We start from the raw sequence: 10,738 nt of genomic DNA, 5'->3' as shown, positions 1-10,738 counted from the left end.
TAGAGGTCGCAGAGGTCGCAGCCGCGAGGGTTGGACCCTCCGCAGCCATGAGGGTCCCAGCTTCAGCAGCCGCAGGGGTAGCAGTCACGGGGATCGCAGCCTCAGCAGCCACGGGCGTCGCAGCCTCAGCAGCCACGGGCGTCGCAGCCTCAGCAGCTGCGGGGATAGCAGCCACAGGCTTGGCGGCATCCGAATCGCCAGGCTCAGAGATGGCAGCCTCCGATGTCGCCGATTCAGAGATGGCAGCCTCATGCCCGACATTTTCGGACGCGGACGCGGAGGCGGCCGAGGTAACGGACTCAGGCCTGGCAACGTCAGAGTCAGCGACCTCGGGGGTAACCGGTTGGAAGTCAGCAAGCTCAGAAGGAACCGGCTCAGGGTCAGCAAGCTCAGAGTCAACCGGCTCAGGGTCAGCAGGGTCAGAGTCAACCGGCTGAGGATCAGCAAGCTCAGAGTCAACCGACCGACGATCAGCGCGCTCCCCGACGACACCCGCCGTGCCATCGGACGAGCCGGCCAGCGCGCCGACCGGCGGGCCGGAAGTGGGCAGCTCGGGGCCGCCGTTGTCGGCGTCGGCAGGGCTGGAATTCCGCGCGCCGGCACCAGCGGACCCGGCCTCGTCAGGATCAGGCGGGGACGCGTCAGCAGGGTAGCCAGGCAAACTCACGCCCGCCATGCTCGCACGCGCCCCAACCCGACCCCATTCACAGGTCAAGCACCGCCCGGAGTGCGATATCCAGGTTCTCCACGCTGGCCGGGGCGAGCTCGCCCCGGCGCTCGATCAGATAGTCCTTCATCACCTGGCCGAGCAGGGGTGTCCGGGCGATTCCCACCGACATGCCGGTTGAGTCCCTGAGGGCAGGCTCGGCGATCCGCACCGGCATGACGTCCGACAGCGGCACGGTCAGGACTGCGTCCCGGTCGGCAGTCAGCGTGTCGTGGCCGACGATGACCACTGCGCGTTTGGATCCGAGGCGGGAGACCACCCAGATCTCACCACGCCTCATTCGGTCTCCTCGGCGAACATCTGGTCCATGACATGCTCCCGCCAGTCCCGCATGTCGTCGGGGTGCTGCCGTTCGTAGTCCGCCATGAGCTTGGCGGACTCGGCGATCGCCCAGTGCCAGACCGCCTGGCGGAGAAATTCGTCCAGCGGCACACCCCGGGAGGCAGCGGTCTCCCGCACCCCGCGGAGCACCGCCGATTCCATCAGGAAGGAGACCTGCTCGGTGGGCTTGGTTGCTATTTTTGAGATAGTCACAGCGCTAGATTACTAATGACTAATGATCGTTTCCACCCCGCGCAACCCTGCCTGTGGATAACCCGGGAAATCCTGTGGATAAAGTGCGAAGGCCGGGACCCCTCGCGGGATTCCGGCCTTCGTGGCAGAGCGTGGGTCAGGCTGCGGCGACGCTGAGGCCTACCTCGTTGACGCCTCGGGTGGCGTCGACGGCTAGTTCGCCGTTGCCCGAGCGGGACAGGGCGCGCAGGGTCCAGGTGCCCGGGGCGGCGAAGAAGCGGAAGACGCCCTGGGGGGAGGTGACAACCTCGGCGGTGAATTCGCCGGTGGAGTCGAGGAGGCGGACGTATGCGCCGGCCACCGCTTCGCCTTCGGCGCTGGTCACCGTGCCGGTGATGACGGTTTCCTTCTGGAGGTCGACGCTGGCCGGGATGGGAGCCGACTGGTCGGGGGCGGCGCAACCGTCCGCGATGTTGGAGGGGCTGGTCATCCGGGTCACGCCTTTCCGGGTTCGTCGCCGAGGGCGATCGGGACGCCGATGAGCGAGCCGTACTCGGTCCACGAACCGTCGTAGTTCTTCACGTTCTCCTGGCCGAGGAGCTCCTTGAGCACGAACCAGGTGTGCGAGGAGCGCTCGCCGATGCGGCAGTAGGCGATGGTGTCCTTGCTGCCGTCGAGGCCCGCGTCGCCGTAGATCTTGGTGAGGTCGGCGTCGGACTTGAAGGTGCCGTCCTCGTTGGCGGCCTTGCTCCACGGGACGCTGATCGCGGTGGGGATGTGGCCGCCGCGCTGGGACTGCTCCTGCGGGAGGTGGGCCGGGGCGAGGAGGCGGCCGGCGAACTCGTCGGGGCTGCGGACGTCGACGAGGTTCTTCTCGCCGATCGCGGCGACGACCTCGTCGCGGAACGCGCGGATCGAAAGGTCGGGCGCCGAAGCCTCATACGAAGTCGTGGCCCGGGTGGGGATGTCCTTGCTGTACGGGCGGGCGTCGAGCTCCCACTTCTTGCGGCCGCCGTCGAGCAGCTTCACGTCGCCGTGGCCGTAGAGCTTGAAGTACCAGAACGCGTACGCCGCGAACCAGTTGTTGTTGCCGCCGTAGAGGATGACTGTGTCGTCGTTGCTGATGCCGCGGTCGGAGAGGAGCTTGGAGAACTGCTCCTGGTTCACGAAGTCCCGGCGGACCGGGTCCTGCAGGTCGGACTTCCAGTCGATCTTGATCGCGCCGGGGATGTGGCCACCGTCGTACGCGGTGGTGTCCTCGTCGACCTCGACGAAGACAACGCCCGGGGTCTCGAGGTTCTTCTCGGCCCAATCGGCAGAGACGAGTGCGGTGTCGCGACTCATCGCGGTACTCCCTTGGTCAGGTGAGAGAGGGGTGAGTCAGCGCGGGGGGACTTTGGAGAGGTCGCACGCGCGCTGAACCGGGAAAACGGATCACGCTTTGCGTACGGCGCCACTGCCGGGCTAAGGAAATGCGGAAGTGGCCCCGTCAGATGACGGGGCAACACAGGCAGGCGGCCACGCGGCACAGGTCGACCGCGCGCCTCTTGGTGAGCAGCAGGAGGCTCATGGGACTGACCCTACCAGCGGTTCCAGAGCCCGGAACACCGTCGACCACCATCCGGGACGGAGGCGGCCGTCACAGTCCGCCCGAACTCAGCGACACATTGTTGGCTCCCGTGGTCACCACCAGGCCGTCCGCGCGGGGTTCGACCTTCTGGACCTTGAGGTTCAGCGGCAGCGCGGGCACGGCCAGGTCGTAAGAGAGCTGTTGCACGTAGTTGTCGATCAGATTGCGGACCAGCGGGATGTTCGGCAGCCCGTCGGCGGTCACGTCGGCGAAGCGGACCTTCACGACGCCATCCGTCACCTCGAGATTTGCGGTGCCGGTGACGTTGAACGTCTGGCCCAGCGCCTCGACCGGCGCTGTCCCGACGAGTTTGCCGTCCTTCTCCCCCACGGTCAGGCCCTTCTGCCCGATGAGGGTGGCCAGGTCGGCGTACGCAATGGTGCCTGTGCCGGTCACCGTGCCGGCCTTGATGTCCCCGTTGCCGTTGCGCAGGGTGTCGATCGGCGCGTCGACGTCCTTGGCCCGGATGTCCAGCGTCGGCATCTTGATCTTCTGGTCCGCGGTGCCGGTCGGGGCGGTGAAGTTGTTCAGCAGGATCTTGATCTCCTGGTAGTCACCGCTGGCGACCTGCGTCAGGAACGGGACGCCCTCGACCGTGACGTCGGGCTTCTCGGCGGTCGCCTTCTGGTTGGCCAGCTGGTCCGACACCCGGTCACCGATGACCCGTTCCGCATAGGACGCCGCGACCCGGTCGGCCACGACCAGCGCCACGGCCAGCAGGATCAGGAGCACCAGGAAGGTGATCAGCAGGCGCCGGCCCCATCGCTTGCGGGGTTTGGCGGACCCGTACACCTCAGCCACTTGTTGCTCCTCGCGACGACCTTCAGGGAATGGCGACGGTGACGGTATATGCCCAGTGCCACGACTCGGGACACGCGTAACAGGTCAGGAAAGCATGAAACTGGTCAGGATGTACGTGACCGGCAGGGACAGTGCGAACGCGCCGAGCGGACCCTGCATGTGCCGGGCCACCCAGAACGTCGGCGCGTCGCCGGCCATGCTGCGGCCCGCCTCGGAGAAGTTGACCGCGAGGTCGACCAGCCCGGCGATGCCGGCGACCGCGAAGCCGAGGATCGCGCCCTTGGCCGGCGTGAACGGCAGCACGAGGACGCTGCCCAGGGCCGCGGCCGCGAGGGTGCCGAGCATCGCGCCGAGGATCACGCCGGTCGCGCCGCGGGGCACCGCCGGGGCGATCCTCGGTTTAGGGAAGACCGCGTCGGTCAGATGCGCCACCAGCAGGGACAGTGCCACGGCGGCGAGGCAGACCAGCACCGCCTGGGTGCCGATCGGCTTGCGGACGAGCACGAGCGGCGTCGCGAAGGAAACCACGCCGAGCACGATGACGAACGTGCCGCCGAGGGCGTCGCGCAGCTGGAGCCGGTCCCTGGCGCGGATGGTCTGGCCGACCAGCGCCACCACGAAACCGCCGACGAGCAGGTAAATGAGGTCCAGCACGCCGGCCGGGTCGCTGGTCACCGCCAGGTAGTCGGCAGCCAGGCCCGTGGCCATGCACACCCCGGCGACGATCCCGGCCGCGGGCGGCCGGATCGCCATGGTGAAGGCCAGGACGTAGAGCGCCTGCACACCGAGGAGCACGATGGCGTACGGCAGCCGCGCATCGGGGCCCGACGACTGCGCGCCGAGGATCAGGCCGGCACCCAGCAGCGCCGCGAAGCCGCCGATCGCGACCGACAACTGGCGGCGTACGGGAACGAATCGAACTTCTTCTTCGAACTCGTCCTCGTCGTCCTCGGCCGGCTCCTCCGGACGGTCGCCGGCGTAGAAGCCGGAGTCGCCCCGGCGCGGCGCGGAACGAGCGATCTCCCGGGAGACATCCTCGTCCCAGGCATCGCTGTCTCGCGGGGTGGTGGGAAACACGTCTGCGATGGTGCCAGACCCGGAGCAAAACGTCCCCATCGCGGGCCGTCCCGCTATCCGGCATGATCAGACCGGCGTTTCGTCACCTCCCGGCAACATGGGTACGCTCCCAGCTGGTGCGATGTGCCACTCGGGTAAAAGGCTGGTTACCAATTAGCCGTTCGGCCACCTCCGGGGCGTTCATCACATCACTCGGTGTTCGGATATGGGTGATCTACCGAATGCATCGGTTAAGGTATTCGCAGCCCACCCGTCGGTGACGCCGGGAAGAGACCCTCCGGATGTGCAGCCCTGTGCCGCGCAGACCGGGTCACCCGAGCGGCCCTCGTGCCGCGAGGATCGAGGTGAGTGTGGAAATCCTCCTGTTGGTGACGGCCCGCGCCGGTGAGCCTTCCGCCGTGCTCCCCGCCCTGGACCTGCTGCCCCACTCCGTGCGCACCGCTCCCCGCGATGTGCGCACTCTGGTGTCGGGCCCGAGCCCGGATGCCGTGCTGGTCGACGCCCGCTCCGAGCTGTCGGAGGCCCGGGCCACCTGCCGCATGCTGCACGCCACGGGCATCGGCGTGCCGCTGATGGCCGTTGTGACCGAGGCCGGGCTGATCGCCCTCAACGCCGACTGGGGTGTCGACGACGTCATCCTGGCCAGCGCCGGACCGGCCGAGGTCGAGGCCCGGCTGCGCCTGGGTGTCGGCCGGCTGACCAATGCCACGGCCGGGGCCGGTGGCTCCATCCGGGCCGGCGAGCTCAACATCGACCCCGACACGTACGCCGCCAAGCTCAAGGGCCGGCCGCTCGACCTCACCTACAAGGAGTTCGAGCTGCTCAAGTTCCTGGCGCAGCACCCGGGCCGGGTCTTCACCCGCGACCAGCTGCTGCGTGAGGTCTGGGGCTACGACTACTTCGGCGGCACCCGCACGGTCGACGTCCACGTCCGCCGCCTGCGCGCCAAGCTCGGCTCCGAGTACGAATCGATGATCGGCACCGTGCGTCAGGTCGGCTACAAGTTCGTCGTGCCGCCGACCGGCCGCCAGCTCCCCGACAACGAGCCCGTCTCGCTGCCGGTCTGACCAGTGCCTGAAGTGCAACTCACCGCCGCCGAGGTGGCCGACGTCATCGCGTTGGTCACCGCGGCGGCTGAGGTCGACGGCGTCCACCCGCTCTCCGAGGACGGCGTTCTCGGCCTGCGCGGCACGACCCATCGGCACCTTCTCACCTACGCCGACGGCGGCGACCTCGCCGGATATGCGTTTGTGTCCGGCACAGCCGGTGAGCTGATCGTGCACCCCAAGCACCGTCTGCACGGCCACGGCACCGCGCTGCTGACCGCCGCGGGCCCGGGCGAGCTGCAGTTCTGGGCCCACGGCGACGAGCCGGCCGCCCGCGCTTTCGCGGAGAAGCACGGCTTCACCCGTGACCGCGTCCTCTGGCAGATGCGCCGCAGCCTCACCGCGCCCGAGCTGCCCGACGTCCCGCTCCCCGACGGCGTGCGGGTGCGCGCCTTCGTCCCGGGAGCGGACGACGAGGCCTGGCTGGGCGTGAATTCCCGCGCCTTCGACCACCACCCCGAGCAGGGCGGATGGACGCATGACGACCTGCGGCTGCGGTTCGCCGAGCCCTGGTTCGACCCGGCCGGTTTCCTGCTGGCCGTCGACGCCGACGACAAGCTGCTCGGTTTCCACTGGACAAAGGTCCACGCCGCCGAGGGCGACACTCCGGCGATCGGTGAGATCTACGTGCTCGGCGTCGACCCGGGTGGTCACCGCCGCGGCCTCGGCGCCGCGCTCAGTGTCGCCGGGCTGCGTCACCTCGCCGCCCAGGGACTCGCCGACGCCCTGCTCTACGTGGACGAGTCCAACACCGCGGCGGTCGCGCTCTACCGTCGTCTCGGCTTCGAGGTCTTCTCCACCGACGTTCAGTACGCCCGTCACATCTGAGTTCGCGAGGTCCAGAGCTCGGGGAAGACCGTCCGGCTCATGCTGCGCTGCAACCAGCCGAGCCCGTTCGAGCCGCCGCTGCCCACCTTCGCCCCCATCGTGCGCTGCACCGCTTTGAGGTGCTGGTAACGCCAGTCGCCGAACCGGTCGGCGACGTCGGTGAGGGCCTCGCCGAGCATCCGCAGGTGGTTGTCCGGGCCGTTGTCGCGGTAGATGAGCACCCAGGCCGCGGCCACCGACGCGTCCGCCTCGTGGTCCACGGTCAGGTCGCGGTCGAGCAGCTCCGGTTCGAGGTCGTGGCCGTGCCGGGCGAGCAGCGCGATCACCTCGTCCCAGAGGCTCGGCTCGTGCAGCGCCGCCGTCAGCTCGTCGTGGACGTCGCTGCCGCGGAAGGGCCGGATCAGGGCGGCGTTACGCAGGCCGAGCAGGAACTCCACGTGCCGGTACATCGCCGACTGGAAGCCGGAGCCCTCGCCCAGCAGGTCCCGGAACCGGTTGAAGTCGTCCGGGGTCATCCAGCGCAGCGTCTGCCAGGCCGCGTTGAGGCCCTCCAGGTGCAGTGCGGCGCGGCGCAGCGGGGCCAGCGCCGGCCACACCTCGTCGGCGCGCAGCAGGGTGCGGGCCTCGCGCAGCTCGTGCCGGACCAGGTTGAAGTACAGCTCCATGATCTGGCTGACGACCAGGAACGACATCTCACCCGGGTCCGTGCTGAGGGGTTGCTGCAGCGTGTGCAGGGTGCTCGCGTGCGTATAGGTGTCGTAGGGCACCCGCTGTGCGAACTCGAGGGTGGGACGGCCGCCGGTGCGCGCCGCCCGTTCGTCCCGCTCCGAGGCGGTCGTCGATGCCAGATTCACGGTGACCATCCTTTCGCCGTGGGGCCCGGCGGTGAATACCGAATCAACGGTGCCGATCCCCCGGGACAGGTGATCGGACACTAGATTTGCAAGATCGGTTTCAGATCGGAAGGTGGCCTGGATGGACGCGATGGACTGGGCCCTGCTGCGGGAGCTCCAGGCCGATGCGCGGCTGTCCTACAGCGAGCTGTCCCGGCGCGTACATCTGTCGCCGCCCGCGGTGGCCGAGCGGGTCCGCCGGCTCGAGGAGAACGGCGTGGTCACCGGCTATCACGCCCACGTCGATCTGGCCCGGACCGGACGCGACGTGATCGCCCTGGTCACGATGTCCTGTTACGGCGCGACCTGCCTGCTGCTCGACGAGGCTGTGCCGGGCTGGCCGGAAGTCATGGAGATCTACCGGGTCACCGGCGACGCGTGCAGCGTGCTGAGGGTCGCGACCGCCTCGATGGAGGCCTTCGAGACGGTGATCGACAGGCTCGGCAAATACGGCCAGCCATCGAGCACCATGGTTTTGTCAACCCCCCTCCCATGGCAGCCGGTCCTCCCACTGCCCTGACGGACGGAACAAGATGATCAGCAGGTAAACGAAAAAGGCCTCGACAGGCGTCCAGAAGGTGAACGCTGGGTTCGTGATCAGGAGCACATCCCACCCGCCACACCCGTCTCAACCCGGGTAAAGAGGTGGTGACTCGCCCGGAAATTGGCGGACATTTAGGTCAACAGACGCGCGGTTCACGTAACGGACAACCCCTCCTCAGCCAAAGGAAACTTTGCGGGGTCTACCTGTTCACCCCTAGTTCATTTAGGCCCGGCATCCCGGTCACCTGGAACTTTTAGCTTTCCGATGTGCCGATGAGAGTTCGGCCGCCGGGAGCATCGGAGCCCGGATATGCATTTTCATTGAAGGGGAAACCGTGAAGCTCCAGCGGTACTACGTTGCTGGTATTGCCATGACCGCCGCATTCGCGCTCACCGCGTGTGGCTCTGACAACGCCGAGGAACCCACCGCGGGTGCCGCCTCGGCTGCAGCGGGGAACTGCGCTGCCGGTCAGCTGACCGCGCAGGGTTCGTCCGCGCAGAAGAACGCCATGGACGAGTGGATCAAGACCTACCAGGGCCAGTGCGCCGACGCCAAGATCGGCTACGAGGGCACCGGCTCCGGCGCGGGCATCCAGGCGTTCATCGCCGGCACCGCCGACTTCGCCGGTTCCGACTCCGCCCTGAAGCCGGAGGAGCAGCCGCAGGCCGACGCCAAGTGCCCCGGTGGCCAGGCGCTCAACCTCCCGATGGTGACCGGCCCGATCGCGGTCGTCTACAACGTCGAGGGTGTCAAGGACCTGAACCTCTCGTCCGCGACGATCGCCAAGATCTTCGCCGGCACGATCAAGACCTGGAACGACCCGGCCATCGCCGCCGAGAACTCCGGCGCCACGCTGCCGAGCACGGCCATCGCGACCGTCCACCGCTCGGACGAGTCGGGCACCACCGACAACTTCACCAAGTACCTCAGCAAGACCGCCGAGGCTGACTGGACCTTCAGCAACGCCAAGGCGTGGAAGGCCCCGGGCGGCACCGGCGCCAAGGGCTCGGACGGCATCGCGCAGGCCGTCAAGAGCACCGCGGGCAGCATCTCCTACGTGGAGCTCTCCTTCGCGGAGAACAGCGACCTGTCCAAGGCCAAGATCAAGAATGGCGCGGGCGAGTACACCGAGCTGACCGGCGAGAGCGCCGGCAAGACCATCGAGGGTGCCAAGGTCAAGGGCACCGGCGATGACCTCGCGCTCGACATCGACTACAGCACCACCACGGCGGGTGCCTACCCGATCGTTCTGGTGACGTACGAGATCGCCTGCAGCAAGGGCAGCGCGAAGGCCGCCGCGATCAAGGGCTTCCTGACCTACACCTCGAGCACGGGTGGCCAGTCGGCCCTCGCCGAGCTCGGCTACGCGCCGCTCCCCGAGTCGGTGCGCAGCAAGGTCGAGGCCTCGGTCGCGAAGATCTCCTGAATTACCCCCGCCGGTAGCTAACCCCCTCTAGACGACAGCGAGCGAGCGAATGGGTGACTATCCGTCCCGCTCGGCGAGCAACGCCGCCGGCGGTCCTGGTGTGACAGCACGTCACGCCCGGGCCGCCGGCGACGGCGTATCGCCGATCCCTCCCGACGACCTCTCCGGCAACCGCCCGCCGCAGGGTGGTGGGGGTGCGCTGCCCAAGAAGGCCCGGTTCTCCATGGAGACCGGCTTCAGAGGGCTCAGCACGGCCGCCGGCGCGATGGTGCTCGTCATCATCGTGGCCATCGCGATCTTCCTGATCTCGAAGGCCGTGCCCGCCCTCAGCAAGAACGACGCGAACTTCCTCACCTCCAAGGAATGGTTCCCGAACGACACGCAGCCGCACTTCGGTATCGCGGCGCTCGCCTTCGGAACGGTTCTGACCTCCGTCATCGCGCTGATCGTGGCGGTACCGATCGCGCTGGGGATCGCGCTCTTCCTGTCGCACTACGCACCGAAGCGGCTCGCCACGCCGCTCGGCTTCGTCATCGACCTGCTCGCCGCGGTGCCCAGTGTCGTCTTCGGTCTGTGGGGCCGCGACGTCTTCCTGGAGCCGGTGCAGAGCTTCTCCATCTGGCTCAACAAATACTTCAGCTGGATCCCGCTCTTCGGCGGCGACGGCCCGTTCGGCCGCTCGGTCATGCTCGGCTCGCTGGTGCTGGCCATCATGGTCCTGCCGATCGTCACCTCGCTGTCGCGCGAGGTCTTCCAGCAGACACCGGGGATGAACGAGGAAGCCGCGCTGGCCCTCGGCGCCACGAAGTGGGAAATGATCCGCACGGCCGTGCTGCCCTACGGCAAGCCCGGCGTCCTCGCCGCGGTGATGCTCGGCCTGGGCCGCGCCCTCGGTGAGACCATCGCCCTGGCGCTGACCCTCGGCATCACGTTCACCATCTCGGCCAACCTGATCCAGAGCGGCGGCAACTCCATCGCCGCCAACATCGCCAACACCTTCGGCGAGGCGAACGCCACCGGCCGCGGCGCCCTGATCGCCTCCGGCCTGGTGCTCTTCGCCATCACTCTGGTGGTCAACATGGCAGCGCGGGCGATCATCTACCGCCGCCGCGAGTTCCGGGACAGTGCGGCATGACCGACTGCACCGGACGTAAGGAATGCAGGAAGGGCCAGAAGGACATGCCGAAGGTGAG

General features: G+C 68.1%; 13 protein-coding genes. 5 read left to right on the top strand and 8 right to left on the bottom strand.

Annotated features, from left to right (window positions below):
* Window positions 1-704: 704 nt before the first annotated feature.
* The 7 genes from Ahu01nite_RS19970 to Ahu01nite_RS19945 form a co-directional block, all read right to left on the bottom strand.
* Complete coding sequence (locus Ahu01nite_RS19970; RefSeq protein ID WP_203838086.1) at window positions 705-1,007, bottom strand: putative type II toxin-antitoxin system PemK/MazF family toxin; 303 nt, start codon at window positions 1,005-1,007, stop codon at window positions 705-707.
* On the bottom strand, window positions 1,004-1,261 hold the full coding sequence (locus tag Ahu01nite_RS19965; protein ID WP_203838085.1) for a hypothetical protein: 258 nt from the start codon (window positions 1,259-1,261) through the stop codon (window positions 1,004-1,006). The genes Ahu01nite_RS19970 and Ahu01nite_RS19965 overlap by 4 nt, the downstream gene beginning before the upstream one ends.
* 136 nt (window positions 1,262-1,397) lie before the next feature.
* Window positions 1,398-1,730 carry a DUF1416 domain-containing protein gene (locus tag Ahu01nite_RS19960; RefSeq protein WP_203838084.1) on the bottom strand — a complete coding sequence of 111 codons (333 nt, stop codon included), beginning with the start codon at window positions 1,728-1,730 and terminating at the stop codon, window positions 1,398-1,400.
* Between the two features lie 5 nt (window positions 1,731-1,735).
* Window positions 1,736-2,584: a sulfurtransferase gene (locus Ahu01nite_RS19955; protein ID WP_203838083.1), complete on the bottom strand. Its 849-nt coding sequence runs from the start codon at window positions 2,582-2,584 to the stop codon at window positions 1,736-1,738.
* A gap of 145 nt (window positions 2,585-2,729) precedes the next feature.
* On the bottom strand, window positions 2,730-2,810 hold the full coding sequence (locus Ahu01nite_RS51835) for an Ms5788A family Cys-rich leader peptide (RefSeq protein WP_344572287.1): 81 nt from the start codon (window positions 2,808-2,810) through the stop codon (window positions 2,730-2,732).
* Window positions 2,811-2,879: 69 nt separating this feature from the next.
* Window positions 2,880-3,671, bottom strand: a complete 792-nt coding sequence (locus Ahu01nite_RS19950) for an LmeA family phospholipid-binding protein (protein ID WP_239158988.1) — start codon at window positions 3,669-3,671, stop codon at window positions 2,880-2,882.
* 84 nt (window positions 3,672-3,755) lie between these two features.
* A complete protein-coding gene (locus Ahu01nite_RS19945) occupies window positions 3,756-4,748 on the bottom strand; it encodes a hypothetical protein (RefSeq protein ID WP_203838082.1) in 993 nt (330 codons plus the stop codon).
* Between the two features lie 344 nt (window positions 4,749-5,092).
* Here Ahu01nite_RS19945 and Ahu01nite_RS19940 point away from each other — a divergent pair, with 344 nt between their 5' ends.
* Both Ahu01nite_RS19940 and mshD read left to right on the top strand, forming a co-directional pair.
* The gene (locus tag Ahu01nite_RS19940; RefSeq protein WP_203838081.1) at window positions 5,093-5,815 is read left to right on the top strand and encodes a winged helix-turn-helix transcriptional regulator; all 723 of its coding nucleotides are present in this window, start codon (window positions 5,093-5,095) and stop codon (window positions 5,813-5,815) included.
* Between the two features lie 3 nt (window positions 5,816-5,818).
* Entirely contained in the window at window positions 5,819-6,682 is an 864-nt protein-coding gene (gene mshD / locus Ahu01nite_RS19935) for a mycothiol synthase (protein ID WP_203838080.1), read from the top strand.
* On the opposite strand, the gene Ahu01nite_RS19930 is transcribed toward mshD, so the two are convergent.
* Window positions 6,673-7,545 carry a tryptophan 2,3-dioxygenase gene (locus Ahu01nite_RS19930; RefSeq protein WP_203838079.1) on the bottom strand — a complete coding sequence of 291 codons (873 nt, stop codon included), beginning with the start codon at window positions 7,543-7,545 and terminating at the stop codon, window positions 6,673-6,675. The genes mshD and Ahu01nite_RS19930 overlap by 10 nt on opposite strands.
* Window positions 7,546-7,657: 112 nt before the next feature.
* Here Ahu01nite_RS19930 and Ahu01nite_RS19925 point away from each other — a divergent pair, with 112 nt between their 5' ends.
* From Ahu01nite_RS19925 to pstC, 3 genes are all read left to right on the top strand, one after another.
* Window positions 7,658-8,095 (top strand): Lrp/AsnC family transcriptional regulator, encoded by a 438-nt coding sequence (locus Ahu01nite_RS19925; RefSeq protein ID WP_203838078.1) that lies wholly within the window; start codon window positions 7,658-7,660, stop codon window positions 8,093-8,095.
* Between the two features lie 358 nt (window positions 8,096-8,453).
* Window positions 8,454-9,545, top strand: a complete 1,092-nt coding sequence (pstS, locus tag Ahu01nite_RS19920) for a phosphate ABC transporter substrate-binding protein PstS (RefSeq protein ID WP_203838077.1) — start codon at window positions 8,454-8,456, stop codon at window positions 9,543-9,545.
* Window positions 9,546-9,594: 49 nt separating this feature from the next.
* A complete protein-coding gene (pstC, locus tag Ahu01nite_RS19915) occupies window positions 9,595-10,680 on the top strand; it encodes a phosphate ABC transporter permease subunit PstC (protein WP_203838076.1) in 1,086 nt (361 codons plus the stop codon).
* The last annotated feature ends 58 nt before the right edge of the window (window positions 10,681-10,738 follow it).

The sequence above is a fragment of the Winogradskya humida genome (genome assembly GCF_016862215.1).
GTDB classification, from domain to species: Bacteria; Actinomycetota; Actinomycetes; order Mycobacteriales; family Micromonosporaceae; genus Actinoplanes; species Actinoplanes humidus.
Note: the sequence above shows the minus strand (reverse complement) of the source record. Positions and strands in the feature narration are given on the sequence as shown.

What these genes read in the sequence shown, in the direction of transcription:
- Ahu01nite_RS51835 (WP_344572287.1), bottom strand. Translation starts at nt 2,810, where the DNA reads ATGAGCCTCCTGCTGCTCACCAAGAGGCGCGCGGTCGACCTGTGCCGC.
- Ahu01nite_RS19960 (WP_203838084.1), bottom strand. Translation starts at nt 1,730, where the DNA reads ATGACCAGCCCCTCCAACATCGCGGACGGTTGCGCCGCCCCCGACCAG.
- Ahu01nite_RS19925 (WP_203838078.1), top strand. Translation starts at nt 7,658, where the DNA reads ATGGACGCGATGGACTGGGCCCTGCTGCGGGAGCTCCAGGCCGATGCG.
- Ahu01nite_RS19970 (WP_203838086.1), bottom strand. Translation starts at nt 1,007, where the DNA reads ATGAGGCGTGGTGAGATCTGGGTGGTCTCCCGCCTCGGATCCAAACGC.
- pstC (WP_203838076.1), top strand. Translation starts at nt 9,595, where the DNA reads ATGGGTGACTATCCGTCCCGCTCGGCGAGCAACGCCGCCGGCGGTCCT.
- Ahu01nite_RS19930 (WP_203838079.1), bottom strand. Translation starts at nt 7,545, where the DNA reads ATGGTCACCGTGAATCTGGCATCGACGACCGCCTCGGAGCGGGACGAA.
- Ahu01nite_RS19955 (WP_203838083.1), bottom strand. Translation starts at nt 2,584, where the DNA reads ATGAGTCGCGACACCGCACTCGTCTCTGCCGATTGGGCCGAGAAGAAC.